Here is a 26,215-nt window from a genome sequence, read left to right as displayed (position 1 = left end):
TCCTGCTCCGCGCAGGGGGTCGACTTCCACCGTGCCCGGCGGAGGGCTGAGGCCGTAGCCCCGGCTATTCGTTACTTGACAGAAGCCGGTGGTCCGGGCTCATGCTGGTGATCGACGACCCGCCGGGGCCGATCGGCGCCCTGCCGCTGATCGCGGCACGCGATGCGGGGGCTGTACGTCGCCCACGTGCCGGAGCGGGACGCGGCGGATCGCCGACCGCTGCACCGCCGAGCCAGGAGCGAAAGCATGCGGATCTCGACCGGCTTCGACCAGGCCGACCGGGCCGGCCCGGTCGCACGGGGAGCCTCAGTGACATTCAGTGACATTCGGTGACGGAGTTCAGCTTGTAGCTCGTCACTCATCTCATTCGGCGGTTCCGGCGACAGCCGGGCCGAGATCGGCGGGGAGGTGGGACACCGCCAGGGCGACGGCCTCCTGGGCCGTGGCGGCCTCGCCGAGGACGTCGGAGTGAGGACGCGTCATCACGCGGTACGGGCTGCGGTTGGATGACGGGGCGATGGCCACGTCATCGCGGAACGGGAATCCGGTGCGGGAGCTGAAGCCGAGTGTCCAGTGGCTGGAGAACACATAGAGCTGTCGCAGCCTCGGCTCGGCATGAGCCGCTTCCACGAGTTCGCCGAACTCAGGGAATTCCGGGGCCCCGGCCGCCTGCTCGCGCATCGTGCGCCACTGCAGCTCCACCACCGCGGCCGGCCCGCGTTCGTGGGCCTCGGCGCGCTCGCTGGAGTGCAGGAACGGCACCTCCGCGCGCAGTTCTCGCAGGCTCCTGTCCTTTCCCCACACCCCAGCAGCCCTGACGACATCCGCCAGGTCAGGAGTGGATCCGGTGATGAGCTCGACCCCCTGGCTCCAGCCCGAGACGCCGAACCGACGGCTGTCCGCCCCGATGTGCACGGACAGGGGCTTGCGCCCGGGGACCGACGAGGCGATGCCCGCCGAAACGCGCGGCCCCCAGTCACCGGACACCACCGTGAGGTCGGCGCCGAGGTCGGCCGCCAGCTGTTCCAGGGCGGCGGCAAGGCTGCCGGGTGATGACGTTCAGGCTTCGATTCCGCCGAACCGGCGTGTACGACAGGAGGCCGCCTTCCGTCGTAGGCTGAATTGCACACGTGACGGACAGGAGGCTGAGGTGGCCGAGACGGCGTTGGCCGAGGTGATGGCCGAGCTGGCCGGCCTCGAGGACCCGAAGACGCGCAAGGTGAACGAGAAACAGGGTGACGATCACGGTGTGAACCTCGGCAAGCTCCGCGCGCTCGCGAAGCGGCTGAAACCCGTCAGGCCCAGGACGTGGCCGATCGGTGCCCCGGGACGATGTACCGCCCCCTGGACACCGACCACTTCGTCCAACCGGCGGCCCCGGAAGCCTTCGCGGCCACGGTTCGGGAGTTCCTCGCCGGTCTCTGACTCGCTGCCGTCCGGCTACTCGGTGGGGGAGTCCCCGTCCGGAGGAACCACCAGTCCGATGCTTTCGGCCGCCACGGCGATGGCGAAGTCGAAGTACGCGGACTCGTCCCGGACGCTGTCGTGGGTCCGGCTGAAGACTTGGAAGACCAGGAGCCCGATCAGATTGCTCCACAGCACGATGCCGCGCTCGATGAGGTCCGAGAACGGGGCCTGTGGCACACCGCCGAAGAGCTCCACGGCCTCCGGCCGGAGCAGGGGAGGTCCGGGCACCGTCCGCCGGGGCGGGGTGAGTTCACCACTTTCCAGCGCCGAACGCACGATGCCGGCCAGCACCGCGGGGGTGCGTGAGGCGGACAGGACGGTGTCCTGCGGGGCGTGGTAGCCCGGAACGGGCGAGCCGTAGATCAGTGTGAATTCACCGGAGTTGTCGAAGGACCACGTCCGCAGCGCGCGAGTCACCGCGAGGAGCCGCCCGCCCGCTGACGCACCGGCCGCCCTGGCCGCCTGATCGGCCTGTTCCATCGCGGTGGCGGACCCGTCGTAGGCGTCGATGACCAGTGCGGTGAGCAGGTCGTCCCGATGCGGGAAGACGGCTTCCAGGTCGGTGACGGCAAGTCCGCTGCCCCCGGCAACGGCGTCCAGGGACAGTCCTCCGGCCCCCAGTTCCGCCAGCAGTCGGCGCGCGGTGGCCTTGATGACCGCAGGCCGCCCAGTGTTCTCGAAGGTAGCGTTCGTGGAAACATCCATGGCCAAAACGTACCTGTCGGCTACCACGCCCCTGGGTGTCTTCGCGCGAGCGCCTCGGAACCGGGCTGTGATCCCAGCCATACGCCGATCAGTTCCGGAGCCCGGGCCCGAATCCGCATGCGGCTGGTGCCCGGTCCCACCGCATGCGGGACCAGGGGAGGGAGGGTTCGGCTTGGGTGGTCACGGGGCGCGGGGCGAGGGAGTCGAGCGCGACCGCCTCGGCGTGGCGGGCGTACACGGTGTCCACGTAGCGGTGGCCGGTGTCGGCGGCGATGAAGAGGACCGTCCGCTCCGGGGACTGGTCCCGCTCCCAGCGGGCTGCGAGGTAGCCCGCTCCGGTGGACAGCCCCGCGAACACCGCGTGCCGTCGCAGCAGGTCGACGCTGCCGGCCAGGGCGGCGTCGAAGGAGATCCAGTGGAGCGTGTCGTACGACGCGTGGCTGACGTTCTCGAAGGGGATGGAACTGCCGATCCCGGCGATGATGATCTCGGGGTCGGCCACGAGGTCGCCGGGCAGCGGGCCGTGTTCACCGGCCAGTACGGCCGAGATGAGGGCGTCGACGGTGGGTGCGGGCGTGGTGCTTGTACGGGTCGTCATGAGGTTCCTTGTCACAGAGCGGTTTGAGGGACGGTGGTACGCAGTGGGCCGCGGTAGGTGATCGCGGCGTGGCCCCGGGCGTCGGTGGCGAGTTCCGCGTCCACCTCGAAGATCTGGGCGAGGTGCCGGGACGTGAGGACGGCGGCAGGCGTGGCGGAGGCGACCAGGCGTCCGTGGTGCATGAGCCGCGGCCGGTCGCAGTAGCGGGCGGCGAGCGAGAGGTCGTGCAGCGCGACCAGGACCGTCTGATCGGCCCCGGCCAGCAGCTCCATGAGCTCCAACTGGTGCTTGACGTCGAGGTGGTTGGTCGGCTCGTCGAGCAGGAGGCCGTACGGCTGCTGGGCGAGTGCGCGGGCGATGTGGGCGCGCTGCCGCTCGCCGCCGGACAAGGCCTTCCAGGTGCGCCCGGCGAGTGCGGTGAGCCCTACGCGGTCCAGTGCGGCGGCGACGACCGCCCGATCGGTGTCGTGCGGCCCTCGCCAGCGGTCGCGGAACGGGGTTCGCCCCAGCCCCACGACATCGGCGACGCGCAGGTCGGTGTCGAGAGCGGAGTCCTGCTCGACGAAGGCGATCCGACGGGCGATCCGGCGGGCGCTCCAGTCCCGCACGGGCCGACCGTCGAAGTGCACCGCGCCCGCGTCGGGTTTGCGCAGTCCGGCCAGGCAGCGCAGCAGGGAGGACTTGCCCGAGCCCTTGGGGCCGAGCAGTCCGACCGTCTCGCCCGGAGCGATGTCCAGGCTCACCCCGCGGACGATGGGCATGCCCGACGCCGACCAGCTCAGTCCTTCGGAGGTGATCCTCACAGGTCACCCCTCCTGCGCAGGACGAGGAGGAACAGCGGTACGCCGAGCAGCGCGGTGAGGACGCCGACCGGAAGTTCCCGGGGCGCGAAGGCGACCCGCGCCAGGGCGTCGGTCCACACCAGGAACACCGCGCCCGCGAGCGCCGCGTACGGCAGCAGCACCCGGTGCCGCGGCCCGACGAGGAACCGCACCCCGTGCGGCACGATCAGGCCGACGAACCCGATGGCTCCGACCGTGGCCACCGCCACGGAGGTCAGCACGGCCGTCACCACGAGGAGCAGCATCCGGGTGCGCCGTACGTCGATCCCCAGGGACGCGGCGGTGTCCGCGCCGAACGCGAGTGCGTCCAGGGAGTTCGCGCACAGCGAGGCAGCCGCCAGCCCGAGCGGTGTGACGACCGCGCAGACCGCGACGGCGTCCCAGCGGGCGGGGGCCATCGAGCCCAGCAGCCAGTGGGTGATGGCGCGCGTGGTGTCGGCGTCCGCGGAGGCCATCAGGACGAGCGAGGTCAGCGCGGTGAAGAGCTGTCCGACGACCACGCCGGTGAGGACGATGCGGACCGATTCCAGCCGGGTCCTGCGCAGCAGCGTCAGCAGCAGGCCGAAGGAGAGCAGGGCGCCGAGGAGAGCGCCGCCGGTGATCCCGAGGGTGCCGGCGCCCACCCCCAGTACGAGCACGGTGACGGCTCCGGTCGACGCGCCCGAGGACACGCCGAGCAGTTACGGGTCGGCGAGGGCGTTGCGGGTGACGGCCTGGAGAACCGTGCCGCAGACCGCGAGCGAGGCGCCGACCAGGGCGGCCATCAGGACGCGGGGCAGGCGCAGATCCCAGATGAGCGAGTCGAGCAACGGCGGCAGCGGCTCGGCGCCCAGGCCGAGCCGGGAGGCGAAGACCCGGGCGAGGCCGGTCCATCCCACGTCGGCGGTGCCGATGCGCGTGCCGGCCGCCACCGACGCGGCCAGTACGAGCACCAGCGCGAGGAACAGCCCCGCCCGGGCCGGCGCGGACCGGCCGGCCCGGGGCGGGGCCGACGGCGCGGTGAGCGGCGCCGTCACCCTCGCCCCACGGGCCGCCGGATGCAGCGGATCGGCCGGCGGATCCACCGGTGGATCCCCGGGCCCGGGCCCCCGTCCCGGGCGGCCCGCCAGGTCAGCGGGGCCTGCCGACCCGCCTTCCAGGCGCTCACGGCCGAGACCGTCGACGCCGACCGCCGACAGCAGGCCAACGCCGCCATGACCCTGGCGGTACGGACCTCCACCCTGGCCGGCCCCGCCCTGACCGCGTTGCTCGCGGCCTTCGTCGACGTGGGGACGCTGCTGCTGGGGATCGGACTGCTCTGGCTCGTCGCCGCGTTCACGCCGGGCCGGGGTGCCGTCCCGGACCCCGACGCCGAGCCCACCGAGCCCACCGAGCCCACCGCGCCCGCTCCGCGCGCGTCGCTCCGTGCCGAATTCATCGACGGCATACGCGAGGCCCGCCGCCACCCGTGGTTCGTCGCGGGCCTCGGCGCCCTGACCGCCGTGATCGCGCTGGGCTACTCAGCCACGAGCGTCGCCCTGCCCCTGATCAGCCGCGACCGCTACGGCACCGAGTGGGTGCCGGCCGCGGCCATGACCGCCTACACCGTGGGCGCGCTCGGCGGCGCCCTGGTCACCGCACGCCGGCGCCCCCGCTCCCCGGGCTGGGCCGCCTTCGCGGGGCTGGCCGCGTACGGGTTCGCCCCGTTGAGCCTGATGCTGCCCGTCCACCCGGCCGTCGTGATCGCCGCCTACGTCGTGGCGGGAATCGGGATCGAACTGTTCAACGTGCCCTGGTTCACGGCCACCCAGCGCGAGGTCGCCCCGGACAAGCTGGCCCGCGTCTCCTCCCTCGACTTCCTCGTGTCCTACGGCCTGGCCCCGATCGGCCTGGCCCTGATCGCCCCGGCCATCGACACCTTCGGCGTCACTCCGGTCCTCGCCGCATGCGCCGCGTCCTGCTTCCTCGTACCCGCCGCGGCCGCGCTGGTCCCGACCGCCCGTCATTTCGGTAGCGGCCTCCATCGGTCGACGGACACGCCGGCAGCGCGTCGAACCCGGTGAATGAAGCGCGGAGCACGGGGCAGGCGGAGTTCAAGCGGGGTGTGAAACCGCCACGCACGACATACGGAAAAGGACCGGCGGCAGGGGAACACCCGGCTGCCTTCCGCTTACCGGAGGAGTTGTTTTCGCGTGACTGAGCATGTGTGGAGTTACAAGTCGACCGCCGGCCACCTGGCCGGCACCGATCTGACGGGCTACAAGGTCGAGGCGACCGACGGCGGTATCGGCAAGGTGGACAAGCACTCCGACGAGGTTGGTGACGCCTACTTGGTCGTGGACACCGGAGTGTGGATCTTCGGCAAGGAGGTCCTCCTTCCGGCGAGCACCGTGATCCGGGTGGACGCGGCGGAGAAGAAGATCTACGTCGACCGCACCAAGGAACAGATCAAGGACGCCCCGGAGTTCCACCGGGACAAGCACCTCGGTGACCCCGAGTACCGTGCGGAGCTGGGCACCTACTACAGCACCGGCGGCCCCTTCGGAGGCCGCATCGTCTGAACCGGCAGCGGGACCCCGGGGCCCGGGCCCCGGTCGTCCCGCGTCGGCCGGCCGTTTCGACGTACGAAGCCAGGTCGGCGGGCGAGGTGCGCTGCTTCCGGGGTCGTCCGGCCGGTCGCGGCCGGACGACCCCGGGGTGCCGGAGCCCTCAGTGACGGATCGCCGAGAAGCTGTCCAGCCGGACCCAGGCGATCTTGTTGGTCTTCAGGGCGCCGAAGACGTGGATCTCGCCGGCGAGGTTGACCTCGACCTGGCAGCTGCTGGAACCGGACTCGTTGTTGCGGGGAGCGACCCCGCGAACGTAGTCCGTCGTGGGCCGCAGCGCCGCCGGGAGGGTGCCGAGCAGGTCGTTCGTCTCGGGCGTGCTCCCGCCGTTGAACTCGTACCCCTTCTCGCAGGTGATGCCGCCGCGCATCTGGAGGAACTCGGTGCCCGCGATCCGTACGATCCGGGCGTGCGGCGTATTGCCGTCCGGGAGGACGTGCGCGGCGAGCACGATGGGCGTCCACGGCTGGACGACCGCGATGTCGGTGTCGGCGGTGGCGGGCGAGGAACCCAGGAAGGTCGCGCCGGCCGCGGCGGCGGGCAGGGCGACGGCGGCGGCGAGCAGGTAGCGGCGGCTGCGGCCGGGGGGCGCGGCAGTGGTCATTGCGGGGCCTTTCAGGGGATGGAGGGGGACGCCGGCCGTCAGGCCCAAGCAGTGGAGAAGTTGTCGAGCTGGATCCAGTCGATCGTGTTCACGGGTGTGCCGCCTTCGGCGTAGAGCGTCCCGTTGACGTTGACCGCGACCCGGCAGACCGCCAATCCGGTGCGGGCGTTGCGGGGACAGGCGACGTCCAGGTCGAAACTGGGCCACAGCGCGGCCGGGAGCGTGCCGATGATCCCGTCGGAGGTCGAGTCGGCGAACGAGCACTTGACCATTCCGGACAGCTGGAGGAGCCGGTTGCCGGCAAGGGAGATGAGCCGCGCCCGGGGCGGGCGCGAAGCGAACCCCGACGTGACGTCCGTCGCGAGGGTGATGTCGGTCCAGTCGACCAGGACGTGGACGGTCAGGTCGGGCTCTGCGGGGCCGGCCAGGTACTTGACGGTGAGGGCGCGGTCGGAGCGGGTGCCGTCGGGTAGCACGTGCGACACCCCGAAGCCGAGGCAGAGCCGGGTCTTGGCGGCTTCCCCGTCGGCCGGGGTCCACAGGGCGATCCCCTCGGGCTCGCGGGTGGCATCGGACGGTTCGCGCCGGATCAGGGTGGCCTGGACGGGCTCGCCGGTGCGCCAGTCGACGGTGGTGACCCAGGCGTCGTCCTCATCGCCCCGACCGGTCCATGTGTAGAGATGATCACCGAAGGTGGCCACGCCCTGAGGGTAGGCCTGAGTGCGGGTCACGGTGTGCAGCGGGATCCACTTGCCGCGGGCGGCGGCGTCGAAGTCGTACAGCCGGTACTTGTACACGTAGCTGTTCCTGTCGGCCGGTGCGGCCGTCCGGGTGGCGACGGCGATGCGCCGGTTCAGGGTGTCGACGGCGGGGACGTAGTGCTGCTGGGGGCCGGAGGGGGCCCAGGTGCGGACCCTGCTGGTGTCCACGCAGTCCACGGCGGTGTCGGTGGAGGGAACGTACGCGGTGGTGGCCACGGCCTGTCCCTCGCTGCCGTAGCTCTCCTGCCTGGCCAGCCCGTCCAGCCAGAGGTCGACCCCGCCGCCTGCCCTCGCCACGACGCTGAGAGCGGTGCCGTGTCCGAATCCGCGCAGATACATCCGGTCCAGTACGTTGCCCTGGAAGTCCATCCGGGTGCAGACCAGGTCACCAGCGGTGAGGCGTTCTTCGAAGGGCAGGGCCTTCGGCTCGTCCGCGAGCCGGACGCCGGCCGGGATGCACTGCAGGACGTAGATCTGTTCTGCCGCGCCGTCGATGGCGAACGACTGCATCTGGATACGGCGGGCCGCGGTATAGGCTCCGGTGAGAAGCGCCTTGGGCACCTGTGCGGTGTCGATCGCCCCTGTGGCCATGAGATTCCCCTAATCACGACGCGACCCGCTTCGTGCTTTTTGAGCCGCGACCCACAGCCTGCCAGAGCCGACCCGGCATCCCACGGCCGGGTAGACCATCGCTGCTCGACACGAGGGCGGGGCCGCAGCCGATGGTCGGCTGCGGCCCCGCTCGGCGGCCGGTGCTCGGCGCGAGGTGCTCAGCGGAGGGCGGGGATCACATCGCGCGTCTCGTCGACCTCGATGCCCGCGGTGCGGCGGCCGAGCGGTCCCGGGGGCGTCTCGTCCGCACAGACGGTGCCCCGTGCGGGCAGTGCCAGGGTGGCGAGGTACTCCGTGACCAGCGCGGAGACGCACGCGCTCCGGTTGTACGCGGTGTGTCCTTCACCGGCGAAGGTCAGCAGCCGTCCGTTGTCCAGCGTCCCGGCGAGGGCCACGGCGTCCTGGTACGGGGTGTCCGGGTCCCCGGTCGTGCCGAGGACCAGGATCGGGGCGGAACCGGCCGCCCGGTAGGAGCCCTCGAAGCGGCTCGGGCGCTCCGCCGGCCACTGGGCGCAGGTGGGCGCGTGGTTGTGGTCGTAGGTGGGCGGCCCGAGGCCGATGGGGGGTCCCAGCAGCGGAGTGGCGGAGACCTGGGCGCTGACCAGCGAGCCCAGGAGCAGGGGGCTGGTCGGATAGACGCGGTCGGCGCACTCGACGGCCATGTTGACGTTGAGGAAGTCGAAGGACGCGGGGGAGGGCGGGGACAGCAGGAACGAACCCTGGTGTGCCTGGGCCGCCCGCAGGGCCTCTCCCAACGCCGGCCAGATCTCCTTGCCCGCGTTGATGTTGAACATCAGGCGGTAGGCGAGGGTGTAACCGGTGGCCGGGCGTCCGCTCGCCGTGATGACGGGGTCGGCGTCCAGCGCCCGCTTGAGCTGTTCGAAGGCCTGCCGCGGCCGGCCTTCGCCGAATCCGCACGCGGTGGCATTCCGCGCGCACCAGTCCAGGAAGCGGCCGACCGCCGCGTCCAGGGCGAGGAACTGCCCGGCGTCGTAGGCGTACGGCACGTCGGCGTAGTGCCGCGGATCGTAGGCGCCGTCCAGGACCATGGCGCGGACGCGCCGGGGGAACTGCGCGGCGTATACGGTGCCGACGTAGCTGCCGAAGGAACGGCCGTAGAAGGTGAGCGTCTCCTCGCCGAGGGCCTGGCGCAGGAGGTCGATGTCCTTGGCGTTCGAGCCGGTGCCGATGAACGGCACCAGGTCACCGGACCGTTGCTGACAGGCGGTGGCGAAGTCGAGGCCCTGCCGGATGGCGCCGTTCAGGGCTCCCGGGCCGGGTACGCCGCGCGCGGCGTCGACGGCGGCGGAGTACTCCTTGTCGTTCCAGCACTCCAGCTGTCCGCTGCGCGCCACTCCGCGCATGTCGTACCCGACGACGTCGAAGGCGTCACGAAGGGAGGCGGGGAGCGCGTCGTAGCTGTTACGGGCGAAGTTCACGCCGGAGTTGCCGGGTCCGCCGGGGTGCAGCAGCAGGACACCGGTGCGGTGGGCCCGGTCGGCCGCGAGCCGCCGGGTGACCGCGAGCGGGATCGTAGGCCCGGTGGGCCGGCGGTGGTCCAGCGGTACCTGGGCGGTCGCGCACTCGAAGCCGTCCCCCGGGTCGTCGCAGGGGCCCCACGACAGGACCGGCACGGGTGGGGCGGCGGTGGTCGTCGCGGTGGCGGTGCCGGGTGTGACGCCGAGGAGTGCCGCGACCGTGATCAGGACGAGGGCTATCCCCCACACCACTCGCTCGCGCGGGTCACGAGACAAACGGGTCTGCATGCGGTGAACTCCCTCTGCGACAGGTCGGTAGGAGCAGCGTGCGAGGCCGGGGGGTCGGCACAAGGCGCAGGCCGGCCGGCAGCGCGGCCATACGGAGTCCGGTGCGCCGAACGGGTTGCCTCATGTTCCCCATGCGGTGATCCGGGACATGCGGTCACCGCCGGACGACAACGTAGCCGCCGTTCGCCGCCGAGATCGGCCCACCAGGGGTTGATCCCTCCTTACCACCAGGAGGTGACCCCTCCTCCCACCAGGGGAAGCATCCGGCTACAACCAGGGTTGTACGCCTCCGGCAAACGCGCAGGCTGAACACCCTGGCCGGGCCCGTCTGTCGGGCACCTCCTCGACCAGCCCGCCGAGCACCCGTGCCGCGGCGACGCAGTCCCCGCGATCGGCGGTCGAGTGCGCATCCGATCGGCCGGCCGGGTGGTCAGGCGGTCAGCGCCGCAAGCTCCGCGTTGGCGCGCTCGGTGACCAGGGCGAGGACGCGGCCGGCGGCGGCCAGGTCCTCGGCGGGCATCCCGCCCCAGACGCGGGCGGTGATGGGGGTGGTCTCCGCGCCGACGGCGGCCATCAGCTCGCGCCCTGCATCCGTGGGGCGAAGGTGCGCGCCGTCAGCGACGAGCAGCTGCTTCGCCAGCAGCTCGTCGAGAGTGGCGCGGATGTCGGCCGGATCGGCCTTGAGGGAGCCCCGGACCTGAGTGACGAGATCGTCCGGCGTCCGCGGGGCGTCGGCGGTGACGGCGGCGCGCAGGGCGATCTGCTGCTGGAACGTGATGCCGTGCCGGGCGAGCACGTGCTCCAGGACGCCGCGGGCGGCGTAGTGGGCCAGGCCGAGGGCGCGGGCGTCGGCGAAGGGTGTCGTGGTGGTCATGGTGTTGTCCCCTTGGTGCTCTGGTCGTTGGTTCCGGATGGAGCGAGAGGCGCGTTGAGCAGGGTCGTCAGTTCGTCGGTGAACGCGCGCGTCCGCGGGGCGTCGAGGCCGCCGAGCGGCTCCAGCAACCGCTGAAGCAGTTCCTGGACCACCGCGATGGCCTGCCGCGTGACGGCCTGGCCCTGCTCGGTGAGGGCGAGCTGTACGGCGCGCGGATCGCGTGGATCGCGGGTGCGCTCGATCAGGCCGGCCGACTCCAGGGCGCGCGCCAGCTTCGATACGTACAGCGCCTCCAGGCCGGTGTGGTCGGCGAGTCGGCGCTGACTGGGCCGCTCGCCGGCGCGCTGCATGCCGTGCAGCGACGCGACCAGCGAGTACTGCGCGTGGGTGAGACCCAGTGGAGCCACCGCGCGATCGACCGCGACACGCCACTTGTTGGCGAGCCGCCACACCAGGAAACCGGGCGTGGGGCCCGTTGAAGCCTTGCTCATGTCCAATAGAGTACATGGCTACTATGTCCATGGCTACTATTTTCGGCGCGGGCGTGCGGTCGGTATCCAGGGCGTGCGCATGTGGGCCGTGCGCTGACACGTGTGGAGGTCGACCGGGCAAGTGGGTTTCCCGCCGCGGGGGATCGGGGCTGAGTCGCAGATACGGACGGAATTCTCGGGTACACGCGATCTGAGGCACCGCGGCGGATCAAACCGTTCCGCCGCATTCCCGACGTGAGAACGAGGACATCATGCTTTTTGCCGGACTCATCCTCCTGCTCATCGGATTTCTGACCGGAATCTCCATCCTGTGGACCATCGGGGTCATCTTGCTCGTGGTGGGGGCGGTGCTGTGGATTCTGGGTTCGGTCGGGCACGCGGTCGGCGGCCGACGCCATTACTGGTAGCCCGTGGGCCGTCACGTGCCGGGCGGGTGGCGCGCCCGATGCGCGTCGGCGGACCCGGCCTCGTAGCCTGGCGCGACGCGCCAGCACGATCTTGTAGTCATCGGTGCGGGATCCGGCAACGCCGTCATCGACGATTCGTTCGCCGGACTCGACGTGGCCATCGTCGAGGAGAGGTGGTTCGGCGGTACCTGTCTGAACGCGGGCTGCGTCCCGAGCAAGATGTCGCCTACACCGCGGACGTGGCCCGGACCGTGGGCGAAGCCGGCACGTACGACGTGGACGCGGAGCTGCTCGCCGTGCGCTGGCGGTCGATGCGGGACCGGGTGTTCGAGCGTTTGGACGCCGAGCGCGAGGAGGGCCGCCGGGAGGCGGACTTCGTCACCGTGTACGAGGGAAGGGCCCGCTTCACAGGCCCCCGGGAGCTGCGCCGCGGGCGTCGCCACCCGCGACGACGGCCGCATCGTCGTCGACGTGCACCAACGCACCACCGCGGAAGGCGTCTTCGCGCTCGGTGACATCTGCACACCGGTACCGCTCAAGCACGTGGCCAACCGCGAGGCGCTGGTCGTCGCCCACAACCTCCGCCACCCGGACGACCTGATCGCGGCCGACCACGAGCTCGTGCCCGCGGCGGTCTTCACCCGCCCCCAGATCGCCTCGATCGGGGCCACCGAGCAGGACTGCCGCGACCGGGGGCTGGACCCACTGGTGGGCGAAGCCCGATACGCGGACGTCGCCTACGGCTGGGCGATGGAGGACACCACCGGCTTCTGCAAGGTCCTCGCCGAACGCGGCACCGGCCGCCTGCTCGGCGCCCACCTGATGGGCCCGCAGGCCGCCACCCTCATCCAGCCCCTCGTCCTGGCGATGGCCCTGGGCATCGACGCGCCCGCTCTCGCCAAGTCCGCGTACTGGATCCACCCGGCGCCCACCGAGCTCGTGGAAAAAGCCCTCCTCGACCTCGACTTGTGACCACGGGCGGGAGAGGACGGATCGACCGACGCGGAGCCGGGCAGCCGAAGGCTGGGGCTTCGCCGTCGCCAAGGTCAAGGAGATCCTTCCGAGCCGAGAGGGCTGACCGACCGGGCACGTCAGCGGCGGCGACGACGCGCGTCCAGGACGTCGTCGGCCGGTATCCCGGCCTCGCACGCGTCGTCGGCCCGTTTGCGGGTATCCGCGCAGCACACGAGCGAGGCAGACACCGCGGGACGGCGACGAGGACGATGCGGACGGAGACGAACCGCGTTCTCGCCGACGCGTACGCGGAGGACTCGAAGGAAAGGGCACCCCGATGACGACGGCAGGGTTAGTCGGAAACAAATCCATCCCCACCACACAGGAGTTCCGCCGGCAGGTCGCCCGCACCCGAGAGGAGCTCGGACGGACGGTCGCAGCACTCGCCTCCAAGGCCGACGCCGCGGTGCGGGCCCAGGAGAAGACCGCCTCTGTCAAGAAGCAGGTCGCGCAGGTCACCGGTCGGCTGCGGAAGACGGCCACGTACGTCGGGCGTCTCGTAGAGGACGAGAACCCCGACTCCGTGCGGGCGAAGGCCCGCCGGGCCGCGGCCACGGCACGGGGGACCGACCGCACCGCGTGGGTCGCGGCCGGCAGCGTACTGGCTGCCGCCCTGCTCGTCCGGCGAACCCGGCGGGCACGACGAGGGCCGTCGCGACGAGGTTGAGCGGGCCCGGCCCTGTCGTCAAAGGGCCCGAGATCGCGCATCCGCAAGCCGGTCCGTATCCGATGGAGGTTCCGAAGTGGGAAACGCGTCGCGTCTGCCCGGTCGCGCCGAGCACCGCCGGCTGTGGCAGGAGGGCGCCGCCTGCCGGGAGTTGGGTCCGCGCTTGTTCTTCCAGCCCACGGCCGAGCAGGGTCCGGACCGCGAGCGGCGGGACGAGGCGGCGAAGGAGGTGTGTGCCCTGTGTCCGGTGCAGCGCGATTGCCTGCGGCACGTGCTGCGGGCGGGAGAACCGCTCGGGGTCTGGGGCGGTCTCGACGAGCGCGAAAGGCGCCGGCTCCGTGCCGCGCAGGCAGAGAGTCCCGCGCTGCCGTCCACCGGCTGAGTTTCGCCGACCGCCGAGCAGTGCTCGGGGAATTGGGCGCGGTCCCGCAGGTTCGGGGCCGCGCCCGGGGTCCGGGGTCTCAGCAGGGGCGGACGGGCTGGAGGTTGTGAACGTAGCGGGCCGAGACCCAGCCCTTGGACCCGTGAAGCCTGTACCAGACCGGATTGCCGTCCACCCACCCTCCGCGCTTCTGGCAGGAGAGGAGCACCCGGCCGTTCGGGTGCAGCTTCTTCACCACGTCCGAGTACACGGTCGGCTTCTCGCGGACGTTGAGCACCGAACGGGACTCCACCACACCCACCGGGTAGGCCTTGGCCTGCGTGTGCCCGCCTGCAGCGCGGCCGTCGGCTGCCCAGCCGGCCGTGCTCAGCGGCCCGATCAGTACACCGGCCGCCAGTGCGTACGCCAGCAATGCCTTCTTCACCATCGGATCCACTCTCCCTGCGTCGCCTCGGCGGGGATCGGCGGCCACGCCGCCCGCCACCGAACGACTATCCACCGCCCGGGCGACGGGCCGGCGGGAACACGCCCTCGTTGCGCCGAATGGCCCTGCGTCCCGCATCGACCCGCCCGTGGGCGGGTACGGGCCGGCGGGCCTCAGTTGTTCGGACGGGCCGAGTGTGCGGGGCCGTCGAGGCGCTGGGTGGCGGCGAGTTGCCCGGCGGCGTTCAGGGCGCGGTGGACCATGGGGTGTCCGAGCAGGACGCACAGGGTGTAGCCGGCGTCTTCGTAGCGGGCTCGCAGCGTGGCGTCGCGAGGGGTGGTGAAGGTGCGCCGGCGCAGGTCACTGAAGCGGGCCAGGTGGTGGCGCAGGGTGTGGGGGTCGGGCGGCAGCGCCCTCTTGGCCGGGCGGTCCGTGGCCAGGACCCGGTCGATCGCCGCCCGCAGGGCCGCCTCGGCGGCTGCCGAGGCGGGTGGTTCGTTGCCGCGCAGGGCTGCGGCTGCCTGAACGGCTTGCTCGACGCTCACGCCGGCGGATCGGGTGGCCTGGGCCAGGACCCGCTGCGCGGTTTCGGCGTTGGACGGCAGCAAGGCCATCAGGGTGCCGGTCGCGTGCTCCAAGTCCGCTGTCGGCGCCGACGGAGCCGCGGCCGGGCTGTCGGGCTCTCGCGCCGGGGCTGCCGCCGCGCTCGACGGCTCGGGATATGTGCTGACCATGTGCCCGCCTAGGGAAGTCCCCGGCAGAGGCCGGGTGGGGGTCTGTCGGGTGGCAAGGAAGGCCGCCTCGCGCATGCGGGCGGGCGCGCGCGCACTCCGGGACGCGCTGCGCGGAAGACGGAGCCGTAGGTCAGCTCGAGGGGTACGGGGCGGCCTTGAGGCGGCGTGCGAGGTGGGCGGAGTTGGCGGCCAGGGTGGCCGTGGTGCCGGCGGTGGCTTCGGGGGTCTTGTGGAGGTCCTGGTAGTCGGTGCCGTGCATGGCTTCGCCGACCCAGTAGGTGACGGCGTTGGGGGCCAGGGAGAACCCGATGTCGTTGAGGCCCTGGAAGAGATCGGCGCTGACCTTGTGGGCGCCGTCCTCGTTGCCGACCACGCAGACCGCCGCGACCTTCCCGTAGGTGAGCATGCGGCCCTCGTCGTCGGTTTCGGAGATCTCCGCGTCCAGCCGCTCCAGGACTCGCTGGGCCAAGCTGGAGGCGTGCCCCAGCCAGATAGGGGTCGACAGGATCACGATGTCGGCGCCCAGGATCGTGTCCCGGATCTCCGGCCAGGCGTCACCGTCACCCATGTCGGTCTTCACCCCGGGTCGTACGTCGTGGTCGGCGATCCGGATGGTCTTCCCCGTCACCCCGTGCTCGGCGAGCGCGGCCATCGTCTGCTCGGCCAGCAGGTGGGAGCTGGACGGAGCGGGGGAGGGGGACAGCGTGCAGACGAGGGCGACAGCGCGGAGCGGGGTGGTTCCAGTGGTGTCCATGATCCCCGGCTACCCGGACTTCCGGGCCCTATTCGGCGTCTGTTCGCAGAGCCGGAGCGGTCACGGGCGGGGATGCTGCTGTTCGGGGTCGTCTTCGGGCGTGTGCCAGGAGTTCTGTCGGGCCCGCGCCTGAGGACTCTGGTCGGCCGGCCGCGCCCCGGGGTCGCTGCGCCGCGCGGTGCGCCGGGTTCCGTAGCAGAAGGCGGCGATCAGGAGCGCGGCCACGATCACGCCGGCGATGATCAGGAACAGGGACGAGGAACCGGTAGCCGCAAGGGGAACTGAGGCAGTCATGTGCCGCGCCTACCCGATATCGCGCGCCTTGCACGTCCTGAATGGCCTGCACGTCTTGAACGGCCTGCACGTCTTGAACGGCCTGCACGTCCTGAACGGCCTGCACGTCTTGGATCTCAGCCGGCCGTCTCACCTGCCGGGGTCCACCGGGGGTGTCCGGGGCAGCAGCAGCTCGTCGTGGAGCAGGCGCCCGACGAGCGCGCCCCCGAACACGACGACTCCGATGCCGACGAGCCAGGTCTGGATGACGAGGACGGTTCCGAAGGGGCCGTAGGTGACGGCGCTGGACGCGATCAGCGGTGAGAAGACGAGCCGGGAGAAGACCCGCAGCCCGAGCAGTCCGAGCATGGTGGCCACCGATCCGGGAAGGAGCGCGGTCCACGAGACCCGGCCGCCGAGCAGCAGCCGCTGGGACCACCAGAAGAAGAGGACTCCGATCGCCACCGTGACGAAGCCGCGGCCCGGGGAGTCGCGCCACGGCGGCGCGATCGCGGCGAGGTAGAGGACGCCGACCAGCACGCCGAGCCACAGCACGTGACGCCATCTGGCCCACCATCGGGACGCAGGCAGGTCCCAGACCTTCTCGTAGCCGCTCTGCAGCATGGTGCCGAAGGACAGGCCGAATACGGCGAGCAGGGCGAGGCCGAACGCCGTCGTGGTCCGCCATGCCTGGCCGGGCAGGGCGAAGAGCCGTTCGATCTCCACCTGGGCGGCCGGTGAAACGCCGAGCCCGTCTCCCAGCCACTGCGCGAATCCCTGCCCACCGCGGGTATCCGCGGCGGACACGACGATCAGCAGCGGTACGAGCGTCAGGAACCCGAGCGCGGCGAACCCCAGGGAGCGTTGCCACAGGTCCAGGCCCCGTACGTGTATCCAGCGGCGTCCGGCCCGCGCACGGCGGGCCGCGCTGCGCATGCGCCCGAAGGGCGACAGCCGGCCCGTCCCACCCGCCCCGGTCATGTCGCCGGGGCACGCTCGGGTCCGCCGCCGTGACCGCCGTACCGGCGGCCGGCGAGGCGTCCGCGAAGGGTCGTCGCCGGCGGGTGCGGTGGCCCGGGCGGGTAGGCCGAGGGTGAGGCCGAGGGTGAGATGACGCGCATGGCCGCTCCAGCTGCTCTTCCCACGGTAGGACCCTCGCCTCCGGGAATCCACCGCTTCGCACCTCGCTCGGCGCACCGGCCGATCCCTCGGGAGGCTGACGCGGATGGCGTTGTCCACGTGTTCACGTGTCCGGGCGATCAGGGCGGGCATACGCGAGACCGGGGACGACGGTCGTAGGACGGCCGCCCCGAGTGGTCCGCCCGTAGGCGGTGCCTCTCGCCTCCATCCAACACACAGCAGCGTCGACGGTCGGGGTGAGGCCATGGTGAACACGACGGCAGGAGCCCCCGGTGATCCTCTGCGTGCGGGGGTGCCGGTCATGGTCCAGCGTCGCCGGCTCGCCCTGCGAAGTGTCCCGGGCGCGGTCGGCAAGGGGCGTGATTTCACCCGCCAGACCTTGCGGGACTGGGGTTGGGGCCGACACGAGAGCGCCGAGGACGCCCTGCTCGTCGTGTCCGAGCTGGTGACCAATGCGGCCTTGCACGCGAACGGCTGCCGCGAGCTCGTACTGACCGCCGGTGAGGAGGCCTTGCGCATCGACGTGGTCGACGGCGCGACGGTGCCGCCATGCCCCCGGACCATGCGCCGGCCGGGAGTACCCGGCGGCCACGGCCTGCACATCGTGCAGCGGCTCTGCGACCGGTGGGGCTCCTACCCGTATGGCGCCGGCAAGGTCGTCTGGGCGGAGATCGAGGCCTTCCGGCCCGCCACCGGGCGCCGGGGCCCGGTGGCCGGCCGCTGAGGCTCAGGCGTCCGGCTCCCTTGCCCGTTCGGCGTTGAACCGGGCCCCCGTGAGCAGGGCCAGGTTGGCGAACCAGAGCCAGATGACGAAGACCACGATGCCGGCCAGGGAGCCGTAGAGCCGGCCGTACGTGCCCAGCTCCGCGTACAGCGTGAAGAGCCCCGAGGCGCCCAGCCAGAGCAGGGCCGCCAGTACGCCGCCGGGCAGGCCCCGGCGGGTGCCCCGGCTCTGGGGCGGGCCGGTGCGGAAGAGGATCAGCACCAGAAGGGTGACGACGGCCAGCAGCACGGGCCAGCGCAGGAGCGCGATGCCGTCCGCGCCGGCCCCGCCGACGGCCTGTGCGAGCCGGCGGGCCGGCGGCCCGGAAACGACCAGTCCCAGGGCGCCGACGACGAGCAGGACCAGCAGCACCACGGCGTTGATGACGAGCACGTGGGCCGCACGCAGCGGAGGCCGCGTATCGGGCACCCGGTGCATCGTGTGCAGGGCGCGCCGGAACACCGCGAGGTAACTGCACGCCGACCACAGCGCGCTCAGCACCCCGCTGATCAGCAGGGACCAGATCGACGACTGTTCTGCCGCGAGCCCGTCGAGCGCGTCGCGCAGTGCCTGCGCCGACTGGGGCGGTGCGTACGAGGTGAGTTCGGTGATCAGCCGGATCCTCGTCGCCTCGCCGAGCAGCCCCACGAGGGAGACCGCGATGACGAGCGCGGGCAGGAGCGCCAGTACGGCGTAGTAGGTGAGGGCGGCCGCCTGGTCGGCGAGATTCTCGGTCCAGACGTGTACGGCCGTACGCCGCAGCTCGACGCGGGTGCGCGTCGCGAGAGGCGCGGTGCGTGGACGGCCTCGACCTGATGCTGCGCTGCGGGGGATGTCGGTCATGCCGCGCGAGTGCCCGACAGGGCCGTGCGCATGCGCCCGCGAGGTCTCGCGTACGGGCGTACCGGTAGCGGTGTGACCAGTGCCGCCGTACGGGGCGCCGGCTCGGCGGGAACCTGCTCCTTGGCCTGCCGTTCGGTGTGCTCCTGCCCGTCCTTGTGCCCCCGGCCCGAGGCCTGCTGCGGGTCGTCGCCGCGAAGCGGAGCCTCGTGACTCGTGAGAACTGCACACCCCATCGGTGACAGCGGTGACTGTCGCCGCGTCCGCCGGCCGTGACACCTTCGGGTCTGCCGCCGAACGAGGGAGCAGGTGTGAACAAGGGGTACGCAGCCTTCTGCGACACCGACCGCTGGTTCTACGACGCCCCGTACCGGCGGGTCGGTGAGAGCTACCGGGCGGCCCTCGCCCCCGTTCCGTCGGGGTGGCGCTCGCACCGGAGCGGCGACTGGCTCGCACTGCGTCCCGTCGGCGCCGAACTGCCCCCGCAGGGCTGGAAGATCCACGTCTCGGCCACGCTCGACAACGCCGAGTCACTGCTGACGACGGTGTACGAGTACTGCACCGCCCGGGGCATCGCCTTCAAGTTCATACCGAGCCGGTACCTGCTGCACCTGCGCAACGCCAAGTACGCCGACCGCGCCGCGAGCGGGAAGTTCATCACCGTGTACCCGGCCGACGAGCAGCAGTGCCGCCGGATCGCGGAGGACCTCGACGCAGCGCTGGCGGGGGCGGCCGGCCCGTACATCCTCAGCGATCTGCGCTGGGGCGCCGGACCGGTCCACCTGCGCTACGGCAGCTTCACCCTGCGGCACTGCTACGACGAGCACGGCGGACTGGTCCCGGCGATCGCGACGCCCGACGGGCGGCTCGTACCGGACCGGCGCGGACCCGTCTTCCAGCCGCCCGAGTGGCTCGAACTGCCCGGATTCCTCGAGCCGCACCTCGCGGCGCGCTCCGCGGTCAACCTGATCGACGCCCCCTTCACGGTGGAGCGGGCACTGCACTTCTCCAACGGCGGCGGCGTCTACGTCGGCAAGGACAGCCGCACCGGCGAGACCGTGGTCCTGAAGGAGGCCCGGCCGTACGCCGGCCTCGCGGCCGACGGCGCCGACGCCGTGACCCGGCTGCACCGCGAACAGGCCGCACTGGAACGCCTGTCGGGCCTGGACTGCGTCCCGTCGGTCCGTGGCGCGTTCACGGTCGGCGACCACCACTTCCTGGTGCTGGAACACCTCGCCGGCAAACCGCTCAACACCTACTTCGCCCGCCGCCACCCCTTGATCGAGGCGGATCCCGACCCGGCGGAGCTCGCCTCGTACACCGAGTGGGCCCTCACGATCCACCGGAAGGTCACGGAGGCCGTCCACGCCGTGCACGCCCGCGGCGTGGTCTTCAACGACCTCCACCTCTTCAACATCATGGTGGCGCAGGACGAGACGGGCGAACCCTCCGTCGCACTGCTGGACTTCGAAGCCGCCGCGCACGTCGACGAGGGGCTGCGGCAGACCGTGGCCAACCCCGCTTTCGTCTCCCCGGCCGAGCGGCGCGGGTTCTCCGTCGACCGCTACGCCCTCGCCTGCCTGCGGCTCGCCCTGTTCCTCCCGCTGACCAGCCTGCTCGTCCTGGACCGGGCCAAGGCCGTGCATCTGGCCGCCGTCACCGCCGAACAGTTCCCCGTACCACGGGAGTTCCTGGACGAGGCCGTCGAGGAGATCCTGTCCGGCGTCCCGCAGGGCGCACCGGGCGACCGCCTGCCCGCACCGGCCGGGCCGTACCTGCCCGTCGAGCCACGGCAATGGCCGGCCGCCCGTGCGTCGATGACCGCGGCGCTGCGCGCGAGCGCCACCCCGGACCGCGAGGACCGCCTCGTCCCGGGCGACATCGCCCAGTTCGCCACCGCCGGGGGAGGCATCGGCTTCGGCTACGGGATCTGCGGAGTGCTCCACGCCCTCGCCGAGACCGGAGCCGGACCCTGGCCCGAGGCCGAGGAATGGCTGCTCGAGCGGACCGGGGAACCGGTCTCCGGCACTCCGCTCGGCTTCTACGACGGCCTGGCCGGCACCGCCTGGACGCTGCACCGGCTCGGACACCACGGCCGCGCCCTCGCCCTCGCCGACCAGCTGCTGCACCAGCCCTGGGAGAGCGCGGGCCCCGACCTGCACAGCGGACTCGCCGGCATCGGCCTGGCCCTGGACGCGCTCGGCACCGCGAGCGGCGAGAGCGAACTGCACGCCGCCGCCCTGCGCTGCGCCGACCTGATCGCCCGGCCGGAGCAGCGGCCCGCCCGCGCGGGACTGCTGTACGGCAACTCCGGCCCCGCCCTGCTCTTCGTGCGGCTGTACGAGCGCACCGGCGACAAGGAACTGCTGGTCCAGGCCGCCCACGCGCTCCACCGCGACCTCGACCGCTGCGTCACCAGCGCCTACGGCACCCTCCAGGTGAACGAGGGCTGGCGCACGATGCCCTACCTCGGCGAAGGCAGCGTCGGCATCGGCATGGTGCTCGACGACTGGCTGGAGCACGGTCCGGACGAGCGCTTCGAACAGGCCCGGCGCGAGATCGTACGGGCGGCGCAGGCGACCTTCTACGCCCAGCCCGGGCTGCTGCGCGGCGCCGCCGGAATGATCCTCCACCTGGCCCGGACCACCACACCGGGCCCGGGCACCGGGCCGGGCGACATCGCCCGCCAGATCGACGCACTGGCCCGGCACGCCGTGCCGTACCAGGGGCATCTGGCCTTCCCCGGCGAGCAGATGATGCGGCTGTCCATGGATCTCGCCACGGGCACGGCCGGCGCTCTCCTCGCCCTCGGCAGCGCCGCGCCCGGCGGGCGCGCGCACCTGCCGTTCCTCCCGCCGCTGCGCGAGCGCGCGGCGGCCCCCGAGCCGGTCCCGTCCGGGGCCGTGACCCATCGCACCACTCGAGAAAAGAAGAGGAATCTGACATGACGCTTCTTGACCTGCAGTCGATGGAGACCCCGAAGGAAGAGACCACCGAGGCCGCTCTGACGGGCGGCGGCGGTGGCGGCAGCCGGGCCAGCCTGCTGCTCTGCGGTGACAGCAGCCTGAGCATCACGACCTGTAACTGACCTAGGTCACCTCGGGCCCGGGCGGTTCACCGCCCGGGCCCGCACCAACATCTCTGGAGGCATCCGCCGATGAGCCCCCCTGACGCGGCGGCCGACGCGGAGCGGGCGCAGGCCGTCGCGCGCGGCGCCGACCGGACGCTCGTGGCCGCGGCCCGGCACAGCGGCGGGCGAACCGCCGCCGTCCTCGGATGCGCGGTGGCGGCCGCCGCGGCGGCGCTCGCCGAACCCGCGGTCCTCGGCCACGCCCTGGACCTGCTGCTCCGCCGAGACCCGTCCGGCCCCGCCTGGACCCTGCTGTGCGCCGCGGTCATCACGGCCGAAGTGGCGCTCGACGCCGCCGCCGCATGGCTGACCGGCGTGGTGGACGGCCGCTCCACCGCCCGACTGCGCAGGCTCGGGCTGTCCCGGCTGCTGAGAACGGCCCCGCACCACGCGGCCCGTCACGCGCCCGGCGAAACCGCCGCACGGCTGACCGCGCACGCCGCCGAGGCCGGGAAGGTCCCGGCCGCCGTCGCGCACGCCGTCGCCGCGCTGTTGCCGCCGCTCGGTGCGGTGGCCGCACTCTTCCTCATCGACCTGTGGACGGCGCTCGCCTTCCTCACGGGCGTTCCGCTGCTGCTGCTCCTGCTGCGGGCCTTCGCCCGCGACACCCTCACCACGGTCGCCCGCTACCAGCAGGTACAGCTCGCGACCGCGGGCCGCCTCGTCGAGGCACTGGCCGGGGCGCGCACGATCGCCGCCGCCGGTACCGCGGATCGCGAACGCGCGAGGATCCTCGAGCAGTTGCCCGAGCTCGGCACCGAGGGCAGGCGCATGTGGCAGGTGTACGGCGGCACGACGGCCCGGTCCGCGGTCCTCATGCCGGTACTCCTCTACGCGGTCCTCGCCGTCGGCGGCATCCGCCTGTCGGCCGGGGCCATCGGGGTCGGCGAACTCCTCGCCGCCCTGAGGTACGCGGGCCTCGCGGCCGGCGTCGGCGCCGTGACCGGCGGACTGGCGGCCGTGGTCCGCGGCCGGGCCGCCGCCCGGCGGACCGCCGCCCTCCTGGCCCTGCCCGTACTCGACCACGGCCGGGCGGAGCTGCCGGAAGGCGGCCCCGGAACCCTGGAACTGCGCGACGTCCGGGTGGTGCGCGGCGGATCGACGGTGCTGCGCGACATCAGCCTGGTGATCCCCGGAGGCGCCACGGTGGCGGTGGTGGGGCGGTCCGGTGCCGGCAAGACGCTGTTCGCCGCCGTGGCCGGCCGGCTCACCGACCCCGACGCGGGCCAGGTGCTGCTGGACGGCGTACCCCTGCGGGAGGTGACCGCCGAGGCACTGCGCCGGGAGGTCGGGTACGCCTTCGACCGGCCCGTGCTGCTCGGGGACACGGTCGGCGACGCGATCGGGTTCGGCGCGGGTCCGGAACCCGGCCCGGAAGCGGTGCGCGCCGCCGCCCGTGCCGCGGGCGCCGATGTGTTCGTACGGCACCTGCCCCACGGGTACGGAACGTGCCTCGCCGACGCCCCGATGTCCGGGGGTGAAGTCCAACGCCTCGGGCTGGCCAGGGCGTTCTGCCACGCGGGCCGGCTCCTCGTGCTGGACGACGCCACCTCCAGCCTGGACACCGTCACGGCCCGCGAGGTCGAGCGGGCGCTCGCCCACGAGGTCCGGCCCGGCACCCGGATCGTGGTCGCACACCGCCTGTCGTCCGCGGCCCGCGCCGACCTCGTCGTATGGCTCGAGGACGGACGGGTGCGGGCGGCCGGCACCCATGGCGAGCTGTGGCGCCGAGACCCCGACTACCGGGCGGTGTTCGCCTCCGACGCGCGGACGGGAGTCGAGGAGGAAGCCCCGGCAGAGCCGGCAGAGGGGGCAACAGAGACGGCTGGGTCCTCGGCAGCGGACGATCACCGGGTGCCCCCGGGGGAACAGGAGGTGGCCCGGTGACCGAGGGCGAGACCTGGCGCCGGGTGGCCCCGGAGGCACGGCGGTTCCTGCGTGGCCGCAAGGGCGCTCTGGGACGGCTGGCGGCATGGTCGCTCCTCGAGTCCGCGCACACGTTCCTCGGCGGCTACGGCGTGGCCCGCGCCCTCGACGACGGCTTCCTCGCCGGCCGCACCTCCACCGGCCTCTCCTGGCTGGCCGCGGCCGCGGTCGGAGCGCTGCTCGGCGGGTTCGCGCTGCGCGGTGTGTTCGCCGGACTGGCGGACCTCGTGGAGCCGCTGCGGGACGGGCTGGTCCGGCGGGCCGTGCGGCAGGCATTGCACCGCGCGGTCGCCGACCCGGCGCACGCCCCCGACACGGGAGCGGTGTCCCGGCTGACCCAGCAGACGGAAATGGCCCGGGACTCCTTCGCGGGACTCCTGCTGACGGCACGCTCGTTCGTGTTCACCGCCGTCGGGGCCTTCGCGGGCATGGCGGCCCTGGCCCCGGCGCTGCTGCTGATCGTGCTGCCCACGCTGATGCTGGGCACGGCCGCCTTCCTGGCCACGCTCCGCCCCATGGCGTCCGTACAGCGCCGGTCCCTGGACACCGACGAGGCACTGTCGGACCGGGTGGGGTCGGTGGGGGAGGGCCTGCGCGACATCGTCGCCTGCGGGGGACAGACGGCGGCGGAGGCCCGGGTGGAGCCCCTGATCGCCGCCCAGGAGCGGTTGGCGCGCACGCTCGCGCGCTGGGCGGCCCTGCGCACCCTGGCCCTGGGTACGGCGGGCCGGCTGCCGGTGATCGCACTGCTCGCCGCGACGCCCTGGCTGCTCGGGCACGGGGTCACCGCCGGTGCGCTGGCCGGCGGCCTCACGTACGTGCTGCAGGCGTTGCTGCCCGCCGTCGACTCCCTGATGACCGCACTGGGTTCCGCCGGTACCCGCCTGCTGGTGGTCCTCGAACGCTTCTGTGAACCGTTGCCGCCGGCCCCTGGCGGCCGCCGCGCGCCGGAGCCGCAGGCGCTCGTCCACGCCGGCCGGCCGGCCGACGCCGCGGCCGAGCTCAGGGGCGTCACCTTTGCCTACGGCCCGGGCGCGGTTCCCGTGCTCGACACCCTCGACCTGGTGGTGCGGCCGGGGGAGCACCTCGCCGTGGTCGGGCCGAGCGGAATCGGCAAGTCCACGCTCACCGCACTGCTCGCCGGGATGCTGTCACCGGACGCGGGGACGGTCCTCGTCGCCGGCAGGGCCGCCCGCCGGGATCCGGGTGCCACGGGGCCGGACCGGCGACGGACCCTGCTGCCGCAGCAGGCCTATGTGTTCACCGGCACCGTGCGGGAGAACCTGACCCACCTGTCCCCGGGCCCGGGCGCCGCGGGGCCAGGCGACGCCCGGGTGCTGCGCGCCGTCAGCGCCCTGGGCGCGGAGGGCCTGGTGGAGCGGCTGGGCGGCTTGGACGGCGAGGTGTCCCCCCGACTGCTGTCCCGAGGCGAGAGCCAGCACCTCGCGCTCGCCGCCGCCTACCTCTCGCCGGCTCCGCTGCTGCTGCTCGACGAGGCCACCTGCCACCTGGACCCGCGTACGGAGGAACGTGCCGAGCGGGCCCTCGCGGCCCGTCCCGGCACCCTCGTCGTCGTGGCCCACCGCGTCTCGTCCGCGGCCCGCGCCGACCGGGTCCTCGTCCTCGACGGGACCCGCGCCGTGTGCGGCACGCATGCGGAACTCCCGGGCCGGTCGGCCCTGTACCGGGATCTGGTGGGGAAGTGGAACACGAGCACGGACGGATGAGGCGGTCATCGTGCCCGTCCGTGGCCGCCGCGGATCAGACCCAGCCCGCCCGCCTGGATATCCGGATCGCGTCGATGAGATTGCGTGCGCCGGTCTTGCGGGTCGCCGCGGCCATGTAGTTGCGTACCGTCCCGCTCGCCAGGTGCAGTGTGCGGGCGATCTCGGCGATGGAATCGCCCTCCGCGGCCCTGGCCAGCACGGTGAGCTCCCGCGGGCTCAGCGGTACGGGTTCCGCCTCCATGAACGCGGAAGCCAGTGAGGCGTCGATGAACCGTTCCCCCGCGGCGACCTTCCGCACGGCCCGTACGAGCCGCCCCGGTGAGCCGTCCTTGTCGACGTAGCCGAGCGCCTCGGCCCGGAACGCCCGGTGCAGCGAACCGGGCGCGCCGGTCGACGCGAGGACCAGCACCGGGGACGGGGACGCGAGGACCTGGCGGTCCACGCGTCCGTTGTCGGCCAGGACGGCCGTCGTCCCCGGACAGTCGAGGTCGACGACCGTCACGTCTGGTCGTAAGGACTCGGCTTGGCGTACCGCGGCCCGCCAGCCCGCTGATGTGACCTCGAAGGGCCCTTCCGATCTCAGCAGGGCGGCCAGTGCCGACCGGACGAGGCTGACGCTGTGCAGGACGAGGACCTTCGTCATCGTGTGCTCTCCTCGGTAGACGAACCAACGGCACCACGCGGCTGCCCCCGTAAGAGGGAGATGGAACGTCACTGCGGGGGGCGTTC

General features: G+C 72.6%; 26 protein-coding genes and 3 pseudogenes. 12 read left to right on the top strand and 17 right to left on the bottom strand.

Annotated elements, in window-relative coordinates; all coding sequences use genetic code 11:
- Positions 1-363: 363 nt before the first annotated feature.
- A complete protein-coding gene (locus tag J7F03_RS42385) occupies positions 364-987 on the bottom strand; it encodes a DUF6193 family natural product biosynthesis protein (protein WP_214952175.1) in 624 nt (207 codons plus the stop codon).
- Positions 988-1,150: 163 nt separating this feature from the next.
- Here J7F03_RS42385 and J7F03_RS41200 point away from each other — a divergent pair.
- Positions 1,151-1,291, top strand: a pseudogene (locus J7F03_RS41200) (DNA alkylation repair protein); the annotation flags it as partial.
- 149 nt (positions 1,292-1,440) lie between these two features.
- On the opposite strand, the gene J7F03_RS22510 reads toward J7F03_RS41200, so the two are convergent.
- From J7F03_RS22510 to J7F03_RS22495, 4 genes and pseudogenes are all read right to left on the bottom strand, one after another.
- Positions 1,441-2,172: a TetR-like C-terminal domain-containing protein gene (locus J7F03_RS22510; protein WP_214952173.1), complete on the bottom strand. Its 732-nt coding sequence runs from the start codon at positions 2,170-2,172 to the stop codon at positions 1,441-1,443.
- A gap of 88 nt (positions 2,173-2,260) precedes the next feature.
- Positions 2,261-2,674: pseudogene (locus J7F03_RS22505) on the bottom strand (cysteine synthase); the annotation flags it as partial.
- Between the two features lie 107 nt (positions 2,675-2,781).
- Positions 2,782-3,573, bottom strand: coding sequence for an ABC transporter ATP-binding protein (locus tag J7F03_RS22500; protein WP_308379910.1), 792 nt, complete (start codon positions 3,571-3,573; stop codon positions 2,782-2,784).
- A pseudogene (locus J7F03_RS22495) lies at positions 3,570-4,490 on the bottom strand (FecCD family ABC transporter permease). The gene J7F03_RS22500 and the pseudogene J7F03_RS22495 overlap by 4 nt, the downstream one beginning before the upstream one ends.
- Before the next feature lie 159 nt (positions 4,491-4,649).
- Between J7F03_RS22495 and J7F03_RS22490 the strand changes: the two are divergent.
- Positions 4,650-5,654, top strand: coding sequence for an MFS transporter (locus tag J7F03_RS22490; RefSeq protein WP_251072299.1), 1,005 nt, complete (start codon positions 4,650-4,652; stop codon positions 5,652-5,654).
- 129 nt (positions 5,655-5,783) lie between these two features.
- Positions 5,784-6,152: a PRC-barrel domain-containing protein gene (locus tag J7F03_RS22485; protein ID WP_214952171.1), complete on the top strand. Its 369-nt coding sequence runs from the start codon at positions 5,784-5,786 to the stop codon at positions 6,150-6,152.
- A gap of 148 nt (positions 6,153-6,300) precedes the next feature.
- On the opposite strand, the gene J7F03_RS22480 is transcribed toward J7F03_RS22485, so the two are convergent.
- The 5 genes from J7F03_RS22480 to J7F03_RS22460 all read right to left on the bottom strand — a co-directional run bounded on the left by J7F03_RS22480 (position 6,301) and on the right by J7F03_RS22460 (position 11,305).
- Positions 6,301-6,801 carry a hypothetical protein gene (locus tag J7F03_RS22480; RefSeq protein WP_214952169.1) on the bottom strand — a complete coding sequence of 167 codons (501 nt, stop codon included), beginning with the start codon at positions 6,799-6,801 and terminating at the stop codon, positions 6,301-6,303.
- A 38-nt stretch (positions 6,802-6,839) separates the two neighbouring features.
- Positions 6,840-8,153 carry a hypothetical protein gene (locus J7F03_RS22475; RefSeq protein ID WP_214952167.1) on the bottom strand — a complete coding sequence of 438 codons (1,314 nt, stop codon included), beginning with the start codon at positions 8,151-8,153 and terminating at the stop codon, positions 6,840-6,842.
- A gap of 179 nt (positions 8,154-8,332) precedes the next feature.
- Positions 8,333-9,940, bottom strand: coding sequence for an alpha/beta hydrolase (locus J7F03_RS22470; protein ID WP_214952165.1), 1,608 nt, complete (start codon positions 9,938-9,940; stop codon positions 8,333-8,335).
- A gap of 430 nt (positions 9,941-10,370) precedes the next feature.
- The gene (locus J7F03_RS22465) at positions 10,371-10,814 is read right to left on the bottom strand and encodes a MarR family transcriptional regulator (RefSeq protein ID WP_214952163.1); all 444 of its coding nucleotides are present in this window, start codon (positions 10,812-10,814) and stop codon (positions 10,371-10,373) included.
- On the bottom strand, positions 10,811-11,305 hold the full coding sequence (locus J7F03_RS22460; protein ID WP_214952161.1) for a MarR family winged helix-turn-helix transcriptional regulator: 495 nt from the start codon (positions 11,303-11,305) through the stop codon (positions 10,811-10,813). The genes J7F03_RS22465 and J7F03_RS22460 overlap by 4 nt, the downstream gene beginning before the upstream one ends.
- Positions 11,306-11,556: 251 nt before the next feature.
- Here J7F03_RS22460 and J7F03_RS22455 point away from each other — a divergent pair, with 251 nt between their 5' ends.
- The 4 genes from J7F03_RS22455 to J7F03_RS22440 all read left to right on the top strand — a co-directional run bounded on the left by J7F03_RS22455 (position 11,557) and on the right by J7F03_RS22440 (position 13,775).
- Entirely contained in the window at positions 11,557-11,712 is a 156-nt protein-coding gene (locus J7F03_RS22455; RefSeq protein ID WP_214952159.1) for a DUF6131 family protein, read from the top strand.
- A gap of 219 nt (positions 11,713-11,931) precedes the next feature.
- Positions 11,932-12,684, top strand: a complete 753-nt coding sequence (locus J7F03_RS22450; protein ID WP_251072313.1) for an FAD-dependent oxidoreductase — start codon at positions 11,932-11,934, stop codon at positions 12,682-12,684.
- A 319-nt stretch (positions 12,685-13,003) separates the two neighbouring features.
- A complete protein-coding gene (locus J7F03_RS22445) occupies positions 13,004-13,393 on the top strand; it encodes a DUF3618 domain-containing protein (protein ID WP_214952157.1) in 390 nt (129 codons plus the stop codon).
- Positions 13,394-13,469: 76 nt separating this feature from the next.
- Entirely contained in the window at positions 13,470-13,775 is a 306-nt protein-coding gene (locus tag J7F03_RS22440) for a WhiB family transcriptional regulator (RefSeq protein WP_214952155.1), read from the top strand.
- 79 nt (positions 13,776-13,854) lie between these two features.
- Here J7F03_RS22440 and J7F03_RS22435 read toward each other — a convergent pair whose 3' ends face one another.
- From J7F03_RS22435 to J7F03_RS22415, 5 genes are all read right to left on the bottom strand, one after another.
- The gene (locus tag J7F03_RS22435) at positions 13,855-14,202 is read right to left on the bottom strand and encodes an SH3 domain-containing protein (protein WP_214952153.1); all 348 of its coding nucleotides are present in this window, start codon (positions 14,200-14,202) and stop codon (positions 13,855-13,857) included.
- 170 nt (positions 14,203-14,372) lie between these two features.
- Positions 14,373-14,933, bottom strand: coding sequence for a DUF5133 domain-containing protein (locus tag J7F03_RS22430; RefSeq protein WP_214952151.1), 561 nt, complete (start codon positions 14,931-14,933; stop codon positions 14,373-14,375).
- 130 nt (positions 14,934-15,063) lie between these two features.
- Positions 15,064-15,687, bottom strand: coding sequence for a flavodoxin family protein (locus tag J7F03_RS22425; RefSeq protein WP_214952148.1), 624 nt, complete (start codon positions 15,685-15,687; stop codon positions 15,064-15,066).
- Between the two features lie 60 nt (positions 15,688-15,747).
- Positions 15,748-15,981 carry a DUF6479 family protein gene (locus tag J7F03_RS22420; protein WP_214952146.1) on the bottom strand — a complete coding sequence of 78 codons (234 nt, stop codon included), beginning with the start codon at positions 15,979-15,981 and terminating at the stop codon, positions 15,748-15,750.
- A gap of 129 nt (positions 15,982-16,110) precedes the next feature.
- Positions 16,111-16,941, bottom strand: coding sequence for a ribonuclease BN (locus tag J7F03_RS22415; RefSeq protein WP_374104381.1), 831 nt, complete (start codon positions 16,939-16,941; stop codon positions 16,111-16,113).
- A 460-nt stretch (positions 16,942-17,401) separates the two neighbouring features.
- On the opposite strand from J7F03_RS22415, the gene J7F03_RS22410 reads away from it, so the two are divergent.
- Positions 17,402-17,824, top strand: coding sequence for an ATP-binding protein (locus J7F03_RS22410; protein ID WP_251072298.1), 423 nt, complete (start codon positions 17,402-17,404; stop codon positions 17,822-17,824).
- A gap of 3 nt (positions 17,825-17,827) precedes the next feature.
- Here J7F03_RS22410 and J7F03_RS22405 read toward each other — a convergent pair whose 3' ends face one another.
- Complete coding sequence (locus J7F03_RS22405) at positions 17,828-18,706, bottom strand: YihY/virulence factor BrkB family protein (RefSeq protein ID WP_214952142.1); 879 nt, start codon at positions 18,704-18,706, stop codon at positions 17,828-17,830.
- Between the two features lie 308 nt (positions 18,707-19,014).
- Here J7F03_RS22405 and lanKC point away from each other — a divergent pair, with 308 nt between their 5' ends.
- The 4 genes from lanKC (at position 19,015) to J7F03_RS22385 (ending at position 25,486) form a co-directional block, all read left to right on the top strand.
- Positions 19,015-21,651, top strand: coding sequence for a class III lanthionine synthetase LanKC (lanKC, locus tag J7F03_RS22400; protein WP_214952140.1), 2,637 nt, complete (start codon positions 19,015-19,017; stop codon positions 21,649-21,651).
- Positions 21,648-21,791 carry a SapB/AmfS family lanthipeptide gene (locus J7F03_RS22395; RefSeq protein WP_214952138.1) on the top strand — a complete coding sequence of 48 codons (144 nt, stop codon included), beginning with the start codon at positions 21,648-21,650 and terminating at the stop codon, positions 21,789-21,791. The genes lanKC and J7F03_RS22395 overlap by 4 nt, the downstream gene beginning before the upstream one ends.
- A gap of 69 nt (positions 21,792-21,860) precedes the next feature.
- Complete coding sequence (locus J7F03_RS22390; protein ID WP_251072297.1) at positions 21,861-23,720, top strand: ABC transporter ATP-binding protein; 1,860 nt, start codon at positions 21,861-21,863, stop codon at positions 23,718-23,720.
- Positions 23,717-25,486 (top strand): ABC transporter ATP-binding protein, encoded by a 1,770-nt coding sequence (locus J7F03_RS22385; RefSeq protein WP_308379905.1) that lies wholly within the window; start codon positions 23,717-23,719, stop codon positions 25,484-25,486. The genes J7F03_RS22390 and J7F03_RS22385 overlap by 4 nt, the downstream gene beginning before the upstream one ends.
- 34 nt (positions 25,487-25,520) lie before the next feature.
- On the opposite strand, the gene J7F03_RS22380 is transcribed toward J7F03_RS22385, so the two are convergent.
- Positions 25,521-26,129, bottom strand: a complete 609-nt coding sequence (locus J7F03_RS22380; RefSeq protein ID WP_214952134.1) for a response regulator transcription factor — start codon at positions 26,127-26,129, stop codon at positions 25,521-25,523.
- Between the last annotated feature and the right edge of the window lie 86 nt (positions 26,130-26,215).

It is taken from the genome of Streptomyces sp. ISL-43 (assembly GCF_018614195.1).
GTDB lineage: Bacteria > Actinomycetota > Actinomycetes > Streptomycetales > Streptomycetaceae > Streptomyces.
Note: the sequence above shows the minus strand (reverse complement) of the source record. Positions and strands in the feature narration are given on the sequence as shown.